At 47.4% G+C, this 14970-nt stretch carries 17 protein-coding genes; 4 read left to right on the forward strand and 13 right to left on the reverse strand.

The features are described 5' to 3' along the window. Positions 1 to 23 precede the first annotated feature (23 nt). On the forward strand, positions 24 to 614 hold the full coding sequence (locus tag ACFVSO_RS25355) for a DUF4358 domain-containing protein (RefSeq protein WP_387479312.1): 591 nt from the start codon (positions 24 to 26) through the stop codon (positions 612 to 614). Between the two features lie 115 nt (positions 615 to 729). Here the strand turns inward: ACFVSO_RS25355 and abc-f are convergent, their stop codons facing one another. Then, a complete protein-coding gene (abc-f, locus tag ACFVSO_RS25360; RefSeq protein WP_387479315.1) occupies positions 730 to 2193 on the reverse strand; it encodes a ribosomal protection-like ABC-F family protein in 1464 nt (487 codons plus the stop codon). A gap of 547 nt (positions 2194 to 2740) precedes the next feature. Here abc-f and ACFVSO_RS25365 point away from each other — a divergent pair. Next, positions 2741 to 3361 (forward strand): hypothetical protein, encoded by a 621-nt coding sequence (locus ACFVSO_RS25365; protein ID WP_387479318.1) that lies wholly within the window; start codon positions 2741 to 2743, stop codon positions 3359 to 3361. A 52-nt stretch (positions 3362 to 3413) separates the two neighbouring features. Here ACFVSO_RS25365 and ACFVSO_RS25370 read toward each other — a convergent pair whose 3' ends face one another. The 4 genes from ACFVSO_RS25370 to ACFVSO_RS25385 all read right to left on the reverse strand — a co-directional run bounded on the left by ACFVSO_RS25370 (position 3414) and on the right by ACFVSO_RS25385 (position 6741). Further along, a complete protein-coding gene (locus ACFVSO_RS25370) occupies positions 3414 to 4208 on the reverse strand; it encodes a hypothetical protein (RefSeq protein WP_387479320.1) in 795 nt (264 codons plus the stop codon). A gap of 4 nt (positions 4209 to 4212) precedes the next feature. Continuing rightward, positions 4213 to 4707 (reverse strand): SMI1/KNR4 family protein, encoded by a 495-nt coding sequence (locus tag ACFVSO_RS25375; RefSeq protein WP_387479323.1) that lies wholly within the window; start codon positions 4705 to 4707, stop codon positions 4213 to 4215. 160 nt (positions 4708 to 4867) lie between these two features. Beyond that, the gene (locus ACFVSO_RS25380; protein WP_387479326.1) at positions 4868 to 6139 is read right to left on the reverse strand and encodes an MFS transporter; all 1272 of its coding nucleotides are present in this window, start codon (positions 6137 to 6139) and stop codon (positions 4868 to 4870) included. Positions 6140 to 6501: 362 nt separating this feature from the next. Continuing rightward, positions 6502 to 6741, reverse strand: a complete 240-nt coding sequence (locus ACFVSO_RS25385) for a hypothetical protein (protein WP_387479329.1) — start codon at positions 6739 to 6741, stop codon at positions 6502 to 6504. A 230-nt stretch (positions 6742 to 6971) separates the two neighbouring features. Between ACFVSO_RS25385 and ACFVSO_RS25390 the strand changes: the two genes are divergently transcribed. Both ACFVSO_RS25390 and def read left to right on the forward strand, forming a co-directional pair. Beyond that, positions 6972 to 7214: a helix-turn-helix domain-containing protein gene (locus tag ACFVSO_RS25390; protein ID WP_387479431.1), complete on the forward strand. Its 243-nt coding sequence runs from the start codon at positions 6972 to 6974 to the stop codon at positions 7212 to 7214. Between the two features lie 2 nt (positions 7215 to 7216). Beyond that, the gene (gene def, locus ACFVSO_RS25395; protein ID WP_387479332.1) at positions 7217 to 7738 is read left to right on the forward strand and encodes a peptide deformylase; all 522 of its coding nucleotides are present in this window, start codon (positions 7217 to 7219) and stop codon (positions 7736 to 7738) included. 111 nt (positions 7739 to 7849) lie between these two features. Here def and ACFVSO_RS25400 read toward each other — a convergent pair whose 3' ends face one another. The 8 genes from ACFVSO_RS25400 to ACFVSO_RS25435 all read right to left on the reverse strand — a co-directional run bounded on the left by ACFVSO_RS25400 (position 7850) and on the right by ACFVSO_RS25435 (position 14843). Next, the gene (locus ACFVSO_RS25400; protein ID WP_387479335.1) at positions 7850 to 8245 is read right to left on the reverse strand and encodes a hypothetical protein; all 396 of its coding nucleotides are present in this window, start codon (positions 8243 to 8245) and stop codon (positions 7850 to 7852) included. Positions 8246 to 8257: 12 nt separating this feature from the next. Beyond that, positions 8258 to 9136, reverse strand: coding sequence for a serine/threonine protein kinase (locus ACFVSO_RS25405; RefSeq protein ID WP_387479338.1), 879 nt, complete (start codon positions 9134 to 9136; stop codon positions 8258 to 8260). 297 nt (positions 9137 to 9433) lie between these two features. After that, entirely contained in the window at positions 9434 to 9556 is a 123-nt protein-coding gene (locus ACFVSO_RS25410; RefSeq protein ID WP_387479341.1) for a hypothetical protein, read from the reverse strand. Beyond that, positions 9556 to 10449, reverse strand: coding sequence for a class I SAM-dependent methyltransferase (locus ACFVSO_RS25415; protein ID WP_387479344.1), 894 nt, complete (start codon positions 10447 to 10449; stop codon positions 9556 to 9558). Before ACFVSO_RS25415 ends, ACFVSO_RS25410 begins: the two co-directional genes overlap by 1 nt. Before the next feature lie 64 nt (positions 10450 to 10513). Then, the gene (locus ACFVSO_RS25420; protein ID WP_387479434.1) at positions 10514 to 11419 is read right to left on the reverse strand and encodes an NAD(P)/FAD-dependent oxidoreductase; all 906 of its coding nucleotides are present in this window, start codon (positions 11417 to 11419) and stop codon (positions 10514 to 10516) included. A 61-nt stretch (positions 11420 to 11480) separates the two neighbouring features. Beyond that, positions 11481 to 11969 (reverse strand): RrF2 family transcriptional regulator, encoded by a 489-nt coding sequence (locus tag ACFVSO_RS25425; protein WP_387479347.1) that lies wholly within the window; start codon positions 11967 to 11969, stop codon positions 11481 to 11483. Positions 11970 to 12133: 164 nt separating this feature from the next. Further along, positions 12134 to 12604, reverse strand: coding sequence for a hypothetical protein (locus ACFVSO_RS25430; protein ID WP_387479350.1), 471 nt, complete (start codon positions 12602 to 12604; stop codon positions 12134 to 12136). An 88-nt stretch (positions 12605 to 12692) separates the two neighbouring features. Beyond that, entirely contained in the window at positions 12693 to 14843 is a 2151-nt protein-coding gene (locus ACFVSO_RS25435; protein WP_387479353.1) for a YhgE/Pip family protein, read from the reverse strand. Positions 14844 to 14970 lie beyond the last annotated feature (127 nt).

Here is a 14970-nt window from a genome sequence, read left to right on the forward strand (position 1 = left end):
TTCGATACAAGGAGAACGACCCCATGAAAAAAACAACAATGTCTCTTCTCGTCGTCACCGCCTTGCTTGGCGGCCTGCTGACCGCTTGCTCAGGTAATACGAACAACAACGGCGCTACTCCGCCAGCAACGAACACACCAATTGCAAGTGAAAGCCCGACGCCGAGCCCAAGCCCGTCTGATGAGCCCGAAAACAGCGAAAAACCGGATGATAACGCAACTAAATCATCTACTGATAAAATTATGAAAGCCATGCTGGACAAGGTAGAGCAACCGGGGCTTATGGACCTGACTAAGGAAACTCTCGACACCTATTATGTCATCAATACCGATTTAATTGAAGAATTTACGATCAAGACGCCCGCATTCAACCTCAGCTCCAATGAGATCGCAGTCATTAAAGTCAAGGATAGCAAACATATCGATGAAATCAAAAAGAGCATGGAGCAGCGCGGCGCCGACGTGCAGAAGATGTTCGAGAATTACTTGCCTGGACCTTACAAGCTGGCCCAGAACTATAAAATCGCTACTGCCGGTAATTATGTATTGTTCCTGATTTCCGAAAGCGCCGATGAGCTGGAGAAAGCCTTCAAAGAAGCGGCAGCCAGCGCATAACACACTTATATGCACTACGCGAAAGACGCATCCTCCCGCTACAACAGTGGATTGGATGCGTCTTTTTATAAGAATATAACGAGTATTAGACATCAAGAGTCAGACAACAAGTATGCTAAACCTTGCGAACAATCTGGAAATCCTTGATTTCATAAATTGTATCCGCTGCATGCTCCAACAGCCACGCATCATGCGTGATGAACAGAATCGTGCCCTTATAACTTTTCATCATAGCCTCCAGCGCCTCCACTGCCGGAATATCGAGGAAGTTGCTGGGTTCATCCATCAGCAAAATGTTATAGCGGCCAAGCAGCAGCCTGGTCAGCTGAAGCTTCATCATTTCACCGCCGCTTAGCATGGCCAGCTCCTTGCGCACATCCTGATGAGAGAACCCCATGGAGGACAGCGCAGATCGAATTTCAGATGCCTGGTAATCACAATTCTCCAGCATATATTCCATCACGCTTTGATTACGGTCGAACTTATAGCCAGTCTGGGCCAAATATCCGATTACCGCTTTTGGAGATAATGTGATGCCCGCCTCACGTTCGATGATCATGCGGAATAGCGTAGTTTTCCCCGTTCCATTGGCGCCGGTAATGCCGATCTTCGCGCCCAGCGGGAACTGGAACGAAGCGTGGTCGAATATAACTTTGTCACCGTACCTTTTGTTCAATTCCTTACCCATGATCGGGTAAGGGTTATGAAGCGCAAGCGAGCTGCTTTGCCGGAATTGAATCGTGCGTACGGATTCAGGAACATGCAGCTCCCCAAGCGCCTCGATCCGGTGCTCCATATTTTTGGCGGCTTGATGAAGCTTTTTTTGCTTGCTGCCGACCGTTTTCTGATGGCCCAGGCGTCCCCCGCTCTCGGTCGCGTTTTTCTTGGAGCTGCCTTTGCCCCTCTGGTCCATTTTGCGGGCGAGACTTTTCTTCTCCGCAATCGCCTTCTCCAGCCGCTCTCGTTCAGCCGCATGCTTCTTGTACTCCGCTTCCTGAGCTTGCCGTTCGTCCTCCTTCTGAACCAGATAATCCGAATATCCGCCCCAGTATTCCGTAATCCTGCCATCCTTCAGCTCCCAGATCTTGTCGACGACCCGGTCCAGGAAATTCCGGTCATGGCTAATGACCAGCAACGCGCCAGCATAATGCTTAAACTGTCCAATCAAGAAGTCGATTCCGGCGCGATCAAGATGGCTTGTCGGTTCGTCCGCCATCAAGCCATGCACCTCACTCGACAGGGCCTGCGCAATCTTCAGCCGCGTTTCTTCGCCGCCGCTCATGCCCTCCAGACGGTTACGGTCCACCCCAAGCTTGCCCAATAAGGCATAGTCCTTGACCTCCTGCAGAATCGTATCATCCAGCTGAGGAATGTAGGCAATCTCCCCATGCCGCGCAACCTGTCCGGAGGATAGCGCCACCTCGCCGAGCAACGCTTTCAGCAGCGTACTCTTGCCTGCGCCGTTCGCACCTACCAGTCCGATGCGGTCATCATCATAAAGCTCAAGCTCTTCGATATCCAGAATGTCTCTTCCCATATATTCAACATAAAGGTCATTTGCCTTGATCAACATCTTCATTTCCTTTTCCTCCTTCATTCATCGCAGTGATTTGCTCGCAGGAACGTTCCTGCGATTAGCGAAGTGAGGATTATATGAAGAAGTACCAGTTTAGCCTTCGCATAACATCAACCTCTTTTCTTTCAAGAGACTCGTCCCTCATGAGTAGTGGGCAACAAAAAAACAGACCTAAGTCCATAACGCGGGCTCAGATCTGCCTATCACGAAGAGAGAACATGTCGATATAGGTATAGCGAATAAAGCTAACCTCATCGCTCACTATGTTCCTCGTACGTATATATAAGCATCTCTAAAAAGCCCACTGATTGTGGAAAAATTCGCTCTTTATCGCCTGCTTATCGAATACGCATGGAATGCAACATAGATGAACGACCCTCCTTGCTTAAAATTACCCCTATCCTAACACCGGCAGCTGAAGGTGTCAATGGCGCGAATCCGCTCTCTCCAGGCAAGATTTTTCCAGAACGTGCAAATGAAATGAAACCTCGTTTATAGTTCAAGTGTATATATTTTTAGCTGGCAAAATAGATAAGAGGATGTGGGATACATGATACCAAGCGAGCTATTGTACTCCAGAACGTTCTGGGACCGTTACTTCTGGCAGCTTCAAGATGACTTCAGCTACGAAATGCTGGAGGACAATCCTATTCACTTTCAATTGACCGAAGAACATGTCTTGCTCCTTGATCCGGGAGACGACTTTTCTTACATTTCGCTCAGCTTTCAATATGAGGATGAAGAAGAAATCGAAATTGCGTGGGATGATGAAGCTCACTTTCACCCTAACGTGCTGAGATGGAGTGAATATAAGGCGATCGTAACTCGAATAGCTGAGGCGCATGAGATCGATTCTTGGATTCCTGCCCTGCTCCTTCGGAGATTTGTAGGCATTCAGAGCATGGATGAACTTCAAGCTGTGTCGGCTTGGGAACTGGAGATGCGGAAAGCATCAGGACTCTACGCTGAAGCCGAATTGAAAGAATGGTTCGAACAAAGCATTGTCCAAGCTGAAGAAGATTGGGTCAACATAGATCGAAGATGGGTCTACCGTGAGCCATTAGGATGGGTAGTTGAAGGAGAAGACGCTTATTCCTTGAGAAATTCCGACAACACTCCCTTTCCTTTTCCCCAATGGAATCAGATGTTGACTGATCTTGGCAGCGAATGATAACTGTAGCGGGCATTCGTTGCCATTCAACGAATGCCCGCTACTCTCTCCCTTACATAAATCCGCCAAAAAAATGCTTTGCCGACTCCCGGGAATATCCGTCGCTCCCTTGCCATATCGCCATCGATACAAAATCCGAGTCTCTGCCCTTCCGTGCACGAGGTGTATCTTTGGCGGCAAGCACTCCGGCAAAACCCAGTACTTCTAGAAGCATATCTCTTTCATTTTTGCTTGAAGGCAAGACTTCCTTCCAGCGCTTCTCCAGCATCCGCGGACCATCTTGTTCCCTGCATGCTTCAACTGCCTGAAGTATATCCTTCAGAATAATTAGATCCTGCTCGCTCACGGCTGTTTCTTCCTCCCGGCTGAGCAGTTCGAGATCAAGCCAGCAGTACAGCAGATGGTTCAATCGAACGCCACCCCATTTGACGCGTTCGAAATTCAGTACATTAAGGTCGGCATTCGTATAATCAGCATCAGACATTAGCCTGCTGCTGTCGCAATGACCACAGCTGCTATAGCTTGGAAGCGCAACGCTTTGCTCCCCATAGGCGTGCAGAGGCAAATCTGCGGTAAGCGCCCAACTGGACAGCGCGCTGCGCAAGTGTACCTTTCGAGTGGACAGACTGTGCAGGAAAGCCGCTGCCACACGCTCCTTCGGAATAACAACTTGCAGCTCCTTTAGCTTATGGATCAGCTCATCATGCGTGATGGTCAGCGGATCGAACATAAGCCCCTGGCCCTTCGCATATTCGAAGTCTTCCCCGGCGAATGGCGCATGGCTGCTTCTCCACCCCTGGGAGGTCCAAAAGGTTTGCATCAATATTTTTTTCGCCTTCTTATCCACTGCGTTACACCTCTATTAAATTCGACATCAATAATTCAAGAAAATGTTCAAGACTATCTGCTACTTTTTCTGCCTCTTCGAATTCAGGCTCATATCCGCGTACAATAGCCCCTTTATCCTTCGATAAATCAATCGCGTAGAAGGAATATCCGCCATCAACAGACATCACGATTGGCAGGTGATTGTCCCACCATGAAGTGATCTCTGTTTGCCAATTACGATCATCCGCTGCTGCTTCTAAGCTGAGCAATTCAAATTCATTCCATCTGAATGCACCATCTGAGTTATTATTAAATTCATTCTCGCACATAAACCATGTCTTCTCATTTGGCGAAATACACGTTTCAACCACACTTAAAAAATCTAAAAACTTTGTAGGGATTTCTTTATATCTTGTAGTAATATTGCTATTTACATTTAATTGAAACTCGGATTTTCGGGAAATATCCCAACCATTTTCATTCGCCCAGATGATAAATTCGCTAATCTTTTTATTCATAATCCACCTCCTGAAAATTTACCAACCTAACATGTCTCTATGATGCTACTCTTCGTTTATATTACCATTATAGAACAACCGTTCGTTTCTTCAAATAACAACATCATCATTTAATAGATTCCATAAAAAAAAAGGAAGCCCAAGGCTTCCTTCTCTCTACCTATTGAGCTGAAGAACCCGCGCGATCCTCGGCAAAAGCTTTGCGGTTCCACCAGCCGACGCCAGCGGCCAGCACGCTGATCGCCGCAGCGATCAAATACATATTCACAATGCCCAGCACTTCTGCAACGAAGCTCATGCCGAACAAGGAGATGCCGAATAGCAAATTCAACAATGTCCCCTGAGCAGAAAATACTTTAGGCAGCTGATCCTTCGTACAGCTCCGCTGGATGAGCGTTCGGCGCGCAACAGCCGACAGCTCTGTGAACGGTCCCGTCACCAGTACAATGAGCAGTGCCAGCGGCGCTATCGTATTAATCGCGAACCAGGCTGTACACACCGCATATCCAAGAATACCCACCAGCATGAACAGGAAAAGCCGTTTCTCCAGCCGCTTGACGAGTGCAATGACGAGAAAGCCACCAATTACGGTGCCGGCAAAATAGCTGGCGTTGATATACCCCCACCAGTCCTCATTTTTCAGCAGCACTTCCTTCACAAATACGAGCATGAACGCGCCAACCCATACCGTGCTGCCAAGCGCGTCGGTCACATCCATAAAGGTCATTGAGCGCAACCGTCTGGATTGCCATAACACAACCCAGCCTTCCTTCAGCGTATCCCATCTGGAAGGCGCGTTCGCTTCGCCGCCGTCTGCTGAGGCGCGGCCCGTGCGTACATCCCATAGACTACGCCGCTTAGGTTCCGTCGGATCTTCGATCAGCAGCGTCACCGCCATCGCCACGCCATATCCGGCAGCTACAGCCAGCAGAACCGGGAACGGGCCAAATGCTGCGACCAGGATGCCGCTAACCGCCCATCCGGCGAACTGGATCACCTGATCCGATGTAGCGACCATCGCATTCGCCCTTAGCAGCGCGTCATCATGAACCAGACGCGGGATCAAGGCGTTCCGGGCAGGTGAAGTCCACCCATCGAGGAACGAGATGAACAGGATGAGCGCATACACAGGCAGCAAGTCCTCTCCATCTACCATGGGGGATAAATACAAAGCCATGACGCCAAATAAGAGAAACTGCCCAAGCTGAGAGACGGTTAACAGAAAAGGCAATCTGTATTTCACCAGCATCAGCGGAGCTGCCAGCCCGCTAATAAATTGTGCGGCGACTCGAAAAAACGGCACCAGTGTCGCAAAAATAATAGAGTTCGTCCTCTCCAGCACAAGTGTAGTAAGCGCAACCATATAAAGAACGTCTACCGTGTTGGACAAGGACTGCGAGCCCCATAAATAATAAAATGAACGTTTTACCATCACTTTTAATCTCCATCTATTTTGTTCATGAATGTTTGTATATGACTGTTAAAAGTGATCCATCAAATGGGACCCATACAACTCATGCTCCTCTCCCAAACGGGTCGATCCAAAAAGCCGGTAGAATCTATTATAATGTATTATTCATATTTTTAAAGTAAAATATTTAAAAAGTATTTGCCCCCTTTCCTGGTCAATCTGGAATAAGCCGTTTGAACTTTTGGACTACATTTATGAGAACCGAAGCTGTTAGTCCTGTTTGTTGAACCGCGGTAAGTCCTGAGAAATAACAAACAGCGACAATCTATGACTTGAATCCAAGCCATGGACTGCCGCTGCTATGTTCCAGCTATCTAAAATAATTATCTTGTATATTCTTCAATGCTCCTCTGATCCGTTACCGCTCTTGCCTTTCTTACATCTTTATAATGATTGACGTTATTTTTCAATTGAACCATAGTCGTCCACGCCATCAAGACAAACAAAAGCACGCTCATAAATCCAAACGCTAAGAAGTAGTAATTGTAATAAAAGAACCATACTACCGCAGCAACTGCCAGAAGCATCAGAATCCAGAAGGTCCACTTTAATGCCTTTCTCAATCCTATCCCCTCCAGTAATGGATTTCCATTATTTCTCTATTTACTAATATGATTATAACATATTTTCTTTCCTAAATCGTTCCATAACTCCTCTTCCAAACATTTTATTGTTTTCTTTCGCTTCTCTTCTTTCGTATATGTGAATATCATGATATATTAGGTAGTGCCTAATATAGTTAGGTAATACCTAATAAAACAACTTAGCATTTAATATTTAATGAGGTGAAATGATGCTTACATGGATGCTGCGACAAGTTATGGCTGCCAGAGGCATATGGACGGGTGCGGACTTAGCCAGACAACTAGCCGACAAGACGAATTACCGTCTATCCCCTGCTTCCATCAGCGCTTTAATAACTCAACAGCCCAAGCAAATGAAAGCCGAGACGCTTGATGCGCTATGCACAGTTTTGGAATGTTCGCCTAATGATTTGTGGGTATATACCCCACCACATACAGAGAAAGGGGCATAAGTATGTCCGAAAAAAGCATTTTGCCATTTGGAGACCCGATTTTGCGGAAGAAAGCCAAACCTGTTGCCGAATTGAATTCGAAAACGTTAAAGCTTCTAGATGATATGGTGGAAACCTTATACGCCCGCGAAGGTCGCGCAGGTCTTGCCGCGCCCCAGGTCGGCATTCTCAGAAAGCTGATTGTTATGGATTGCGGGGAAGGGCTGATCGAGCTTATTAACCCTGAAGTGATGGCATTAAGCGGCGAACAAATGGGTACGGAAGCTTGTTTGTCTTTCCCTGGTTACTTTGGTTATGTGAAGAGAGCTCATTATATTAAGTTAAGCACATTAAATAGACAAGGCAACCGAATCATCCTTGAAGCGGAAGGCTACCTTGCCCGCTGCATGCAGCATGAGATCGATCATCTGAACGGATTGCTGTTTGTCGATCATGTTCACGAGAAGTGGCTGTATCACGAGCAAACCCAACAGCGTATCGATGTCCTTCAAGTGATTCGATTAACGAATCAAGGCGGCGTTTAACCTATCGTCACATTCAATCTGCAAATTAATCTGCCATTAGCAAATCAAAAAACAGCCGACCTCAACAGTCGGCTGCTCTTCATGTTCTTATTTTGCAACAGGCATTCGAACTCAGTTCTCGCCTAATACAGCCCCCGTCAAAAAAGCCTCCACTTGACTTAAATAAGGTGTCTCCAGCACGATTCCATCATGATCCATGACGACATACATAGGAAATTGCTTTACGCCAATCGCCTTGGCCCACTTCACATTCCGGTCCTGTACTTGATCCCAAAACTGGACAATCGTCATCGTCTTCAACAGTTCTGATGTGGAATTGTAAAAGATGTTTAGTTCGGTCGTTTCCGAATCTGGGAGCACTCCTTCATAAAATAAATGTATGGCATACGTTCCGGCTTCTCTCGGTTTTAATTCTTCTAGAACTTCTCCCTTCTTATACCCACTGCAACCCGACAGCACTAACCCCATCACCATGGTCATAACTAGCATCATCCGACTAAGCTTCATACATCCTCCACCTCACTTCCCAGACCGCGCGCTATCCCAAGCTCTCTTAAAAGAGTCTACTGTTTGGAAACGTTGCTCCCGGTCTTCACTAACGGCACGAACAACGACTTCGTAGAGTGATTTGCTTCCTTCCCATTTGGACAGTGAATGATCCATTTCGCCGCCAATTAGTCCAAACGCAATAGCCCCCATCGTATACACATTCGTTTTCGAATCAATGGTTGTTCCAATAATATACTCCTCTGGAGATTTCGTCCTTACAGCTCCCCAGAAGTGCTCTCCCATGTCATTGACAGACGGAGCAAGCCTATAAAAGTCGATATCGCAGATTTTTGTTCGATCCTCACTAAAGTTATACAAGATGCTGCCATCATAGAAATCAACCGCTACATAACCCCTTGACTCCACAAAATGATGGAATTCAAATATCGCATCCAGCGACTTTAGTCTCTTCTCCAATGGCAACTGTTTGAATCGAAAGAAAGGCGATTGCGGATGCGTATATTTCAGCTTGCCTGCATACAACCAATGCGAGTGCAAGCATTCGCCATCAAACCATTCAAAGATAGCGACAAACCCAGCCTTCGTCTCATAATGATTAACCAGATTAATTAAATGAGGATGATTCAAGTTCGTATAGAGCGGCATGGCAGCTTTTAATCTAGTTATTGCGTCTATAGGGTCTCCTGAAAAACCTATAGGTCTGCTTCCCGCATATTTTACAAATTGCTTGATGCCACTTCTCTCAACTCCGAAGCTGATATTACCAGAATCCTGTTGATCAAACACGCAAAAAACAGTACCAAGCTCTTGCAGCCACTGGAAGTCATGATGTTCCTGCAATTCAAAAACAACTTGGCCGACCTTTAGCTCCATTGATTTTCGTTTCATAAACTGCTCCCCTTATGATCGGGGATTCACGTAGTTTACAGGGCTATGTATACGCTATCCCCTTATTTTTAGCTGCCCAATCGTAACGTCCCAGTCTTATCATATGACATCACTCCTTCCTTTTTTTAACTCCATAATTATCCACTTATTATGCTCAGTTGGCAACCTGAACAATAGTTCCGATTACATGCAATACTTTACTCCTTTGCAACGACTTGATGTCAGAATAACTGAATTAGGGAACAATTGATCGAATGTGAGAGGGTGTTCATTCATGAAAAAGGATTCATTTTCAGCTTATTGGAAGCCGATAGCTGGGGCTAAAGCAACTGCGTTTTCAAGCTCATATTCATTGGCTGGAACGCTCGATACAAAAGTAAAAAACAGAAGCCGGGACATCGCTCCCGGCTTCTGCTCCATTAAGCTTCTCCTCGATCGTACATCCTCTCATCCTGCAAGCGAATCAGCACTTTGCCAAAACGTCCGCCCTGTCTTACCCTAACGTTTCTTGTGGGGTACGCTTGCTTCAGATAATCTGCGATAAGTCCCTGATTGCGCTCATCTGCCGGCAGACCGAACTTGGGCAGTCTCTTCAGCATTTCCTGCAGAGCTGCCTCATGTGTCATCTCGCTTTCTTTCTCCTCTCTTGTAATAAGAGACTCGTAGGAGTAGCCTTTAAGATACAGCAAATGAAGCAAATATCCCATCTCCAGCGGCTTTGACTTGAAAGGCATGCCGGTCAGAACCGGCCACAATTCACGGATTAAGCTGTTCTCTGGAATACTTACCGGCATACTGATATAACAATATTGCTTCGCACTATAGAGCAGCTTCTCCACGCTCTCCCAATCGACGATAACCGGGCACATCGAGGCAAAAACAAGATCAAACGTCTTGGACCAGCCTTTATCCTTTACATCAAGATCTTCAAATGGCTCGGGGATGATCTCCACCCTTTTGTCCGGGAATCCTGCTATGTTTTCCTTCAATAATTCAACCTGAGGGAGCGATGATTCAATTGCCGTTACCTGCGCTCCACGCTCCAGAAAAGGTACCGTGAACACGCCGGAGGCGGCGCCAACATCCAGCACAGAAGCATTCTTCAACTGAACGCCCTGTCCTTCAAGCCAGCTCAGGATTCGCGCGCTTCTCTTTCTCCCTTCTTCATTGAACGACTGCTCGTTGAACGTCTTGGCTTTCGGATCAAAGGCTTTGGCAGGATCGACTCCTGCTTTCCTCATCGTATTGACCATCGTATCGCCGCGAGTCTTCCATTCCTTCTCCCATAGAGCTTCATCAAAAAGATTGATCATTACGATTCCCTCCATTTATGCTGACAGATCATGTGCAACCTTCGTTTGATTAGTTTTCGGATGATCATAACCAAGCCTCGGTATTCAGTTCATTGTTCAAAGCTGCTGCTGCGACCGAGCCATTAGCGGCGGCGATGATCTTCTGATGCATGCGCGAAGTCATGTCCCCAGCGCTGAATATGCCTGGAACGCTTGTTTTCCCGAAGGCATTCACTGCAACATGTCCCTCTTCGGATAGCTGACAACCGATAGAGTGCGGCAAGTCCGAGCCCATCACCAGGTCTGGCTTGAAGAATATGCCTCTGCACGGAATAGACGTCCCGTCTTCAAGAACAACCTCTCGAACAATTCCTTCTTCGGAATGAATATGCCGGATTGGAGAATCGTATAGCGGCACTCTGCGCTGAAGCGTCTCGCGCTCAGAATCCGTTAACCCGTCAGGACCGTTCGTACAGAATGTGATATGATCCGACCATCCCGAAATAATGGGTGCGAAATGGATGAGCTCCGGTCCGCTGTTGATGATGACGAGCGGCTCATCCCGCAGCTCCCAGCCATCGCAATACGGGCATACGAATGCGCTTCTGCCATAGACCTCCGCAAGGCCGGGAATGGGAAGCGGACGGTCCTTCATGCCGACGGCAAACAGCACCTTTTTGCCCTCAAGTTCAGTGCCTTGTGAAGTCGTGATCTGAAAATGTCCGTCTGATCCTGTGATCGACACTGCTGTATCGTCAACAAACAATACAGATGGATAGGCGCTAATCTCCTCCTTGGCAATTTTTCGAAATTCACTTGGGCTTATGCCGTCGCGTGTGAGAAAGCCATGACCCGCATGCGTCACCGCGTTGCGTGGACGTCCCTCATCAATGACCGCTACATGCTTACGTGCTCGGCCTAGTACAAGCGCTGCGCTCAGGCCTCCCGGTCCCCCGCCAATAATAACTGCATCGAATTGTTTTTTTTCAATTGTCATTATATAGACACCTCCATGGATCTTCAATATCCATAATTAATGTGCAAGAAGCGGATCACTTCTTGTTATGGTCTTGATTGCATTGATTGGTATACCTGTCTAACACGGTTTGAATCGTATGCTCCCGCAAATATTGATGAAGTTGGGACTCCGCGCCGATCATCACTTGTTCGATCAGACACCCATTCCCCTTCGGAGGACATGGCTCATCATCTACCGGGCTTTCCTCTTCCGTTAAGAGCTGATGCTGCTTGGACTTCGAGTTCGAGCATTCGAACATATGCTGCCTGCCTTCAATCACCTGTATGACATCAAGAAACGAGATCTGATCTGGCTGACGCGCAAGCTCGTAACCGCCATTCACTCCGGGTACTGCACGTACAATCCCGTCTTGTCTCAGCTTGGACATAATCTTGGACAGATAGCTTTCAGATACGCCAAGTGTTCCTGACAGTTCCTTAATGCCGACGTTTTGTTGGCGTTCCGAATGTGCCAGATGCATCAAAGCATGCAAGGCGTAATCCGTACTTTTTGAATACTGCATAGCTCCTCCTTCCTTCCTCTTGTTATTATCGACCTATAATGTCCACAATAACCGATATGTTTTTATTTTGCAATCCTTTTTATCTAAAAAAGAATCTGGAAAAAGAATTCATTCTGCTTGAATAGGCTGATCTTTGTCAACGATACATCCATTTGCGGCTGCCTTTAATCGAGCATTTTCATATAAGACATGACATGCTCCTCCACTATTTCCTTCTCTTCATCCGACATAGCTTTCATTCTGAATTGTTCATAACCTTCTTCAGGAATAAAGATCGTCGATGGTTCTTGAAGCTCCTTCTTATGGCTGAATCCGCCGTCTGTAATCGAAATATCAGACTTGTGGCTTCGCGAATGCGACACCTCACTCTTTACATAGTTGCCATCCAGATCGTAATAATCTTCGATCAATTTTACATCCGTTCTCAACAGATTCTTGCTTTCTTCCGACGTCGTTATCGCATTTGTTTTAATATAGCCCGTAACTTCATAATTTCCTTCTTCGTTTTCTTCCATCGACTCGCTAACAAAAACCTCGATATGTCTTACAACATTCATGTTCCCGCATGAGCTCGTCAGAGCGATGACCAACCCCAACACTATGAGCTTCATGCTCCATAATCCGAAATAGCGCATCCACCGTCCCCCTCAGCATACTAAGCTTCTACTTATTACTTAGACGCTTGTAAGGGATAGCTGGTTGCATATCTTTTCCAGTTGAGGATCAGTGAATCAAGCCGCTTTCCCTTGCTTTCTCTACCATTTTGGCGGAATAACGGTTGATCCATTTTTTAAGTGCCAGTCCGAGCAGAAGCGCCACCCCAGCAAAAACAGCCAATGCCAGTAGATCACGCAAGACGATATCCCAAAGAATGCCGCCGACCGCCTCTCGCATCATGCTGATGGCATAGGTGAATGGCAAAAACGGATGAATGGCCTGGAAGAACAGCGGCGTCACTTGGATCGGGAACGTCCCTCCTGATCCTGCAAGCTGAAGCACTAGCAGGACGATCGCCATTGCCTTGCCCACATTGCCGAATATCGATACGAGCGTATACACAATGAGCATAAAGATGCTGCTTAACAATATGCCGAACAGCACAAACCAGACGGGATTGGCTACATAAGCCTTGAGCAGCCAGATATCTCCCAATGTCACAAGAAGCGATTGTACAATCGCAATCGTAAGAAAGGTCAGGTAGCGGCCCAAATAAACCTGATAGCTGCGATAAGCATGCTCCGTATCGTGTACGTCCACCGTCAGCAGAGAGACAAGCAGCAGCGCTCCGACCCAAAGGGACAGCGTGGTGAAGAAAGGCGACATGGCCGAACCGTAATTCGGGATCGGGAACAAGCGGTTCTCCTTTAACACGACTGGCTCTGCAAAGAAAGCTCCTTCGCGCTCGGCATCGTTTTTCAGCAAGTCAATCAGCTCATCCAAATTCCCTTCCTTCTCCAAGCTCCGAATCCGGCTTGCAACCTCCCTCAGCTTTTGCTCAGCCCCCGGCAAATTGGCTTGTATTTTTTTCAGCTCACGGCTGCCGGTCTCCAGCCCCTTTGCCGCATCGCCTACAATTTTCGTAACCGAAGGCAAAGCCTTGTTCGCCTCCGCCAGTACCGCCCCGGCTCTTGCTGCGGTTTGTTTTGCTTTCTGTGTCGCTTGTTGAATGGCTGGCATTAACTCGCTGTCGAAACGGCCCAACACATCCGTAAGCGCCGCTGTCGTTTTCTTTGATAAGGCGCTTAAGCTGTCTACAAGCGATTCTGCAGGTTTTTCGCCTCGTTCGATGGCTGTGTGGATTTGCTGAACAAGGGACAGCTGCTGCTGGAACCGGTTTTTCACGCCTTCCAGGTCGGCAATAGCAGGTGCCAGCAGCTTGCCCTCCGCCAGCTTGTTCAACCGTTCAAGCAATTGGATTAAACCGTCTGCAACGGCAACAGCGCTTGTTAGGCGCCTTCCCGCAAGTTCAAGCGGAGCTAGAACAACCTCCGGATCGATAGATGAATCCTGCAGAATGGCCGTTAGCTCCTCCATAGCTTGAGCAGACTGAAGCAGCAGCTGCAAATCCTGCTTCATGATTGGTCCTGCTTGATCAAGGGATGAACTGCTCTGATCCAAAAATTCGCCGAGCTGCTTCGTGAAAGCCTCTCCGTCCTCTGCCAAACGAGCAGCCTTCGGCAGCTCTGATTGAACGGTGTTAGCGATTTTTTTCGATTTTTCAATATCTGTGGCCGCAGTGGCTACCGCCTCGTTAATCGCCGGTATAAGCGATTCCAATTGGAATACGGCACCACGCACTTTCTCGATCGCAGGTTGATTCTCCTCCAGCTCGATACCGATCTGGGCAAAGATGCGGAAGATTGTTTCATTCGCCGTCTTTACAAAGCTGGCGCGCACTTGCTCTACGATGCCGCTTGCGCCTTTCTCTGCAATTTTGGGCGAAACCGCATTAATCTTTTCGTTCACGGCAAAATCCAGCTCCGCTTGCTGAAGATTATTGCTGAGCACGGTTGCCATTTTGGCAGAGAAATCGGACGGAATCGTAATACTGGCGTAGTAATCGCCATGCATTACGCCCCTCATCGCTTCACTCTCCTCAACAAATACCCAGCCGATCTTCTTGTTCTCCTTCAAAGAAGCCACAATCTCATCCCCGGCATGAATAGGTGTGTCGCGGAGAACGGCACCTTCGTCGTTATTCACAACCGCAATCGCAAGAGAATGAGTCTGACCATACGGGTCCCAGGATGCTTTGATATTGAACCAGGCGTATAGGGAAGGCAGAAAAGCAAGACCGAGGATGATGACAGCAGCAGCAAGGTTACGGAAGATACCACGTAGATCCTTCGTGTAGATTGACCAGATATGCCCCATATTTACCCACTCCTAAAAATGGCTTGTCTTAGTATTACTGGATGGGGGCAAATCTACACATCGGCGATTCTTTATTGGGCCAACTGAAAAAAGACAGCAGCTAAGCGCTTAGCATTAGCTACTGTCT

The organism is Paenibacillus sp. NPDC057967 (assembly GCF_042887015.1).
Classification (GTDB): domain Bacteria; phylum Bacillota; class Bacilli; order Paenibacillales; family Paenibacillaceae; genus Pristimantibacillus.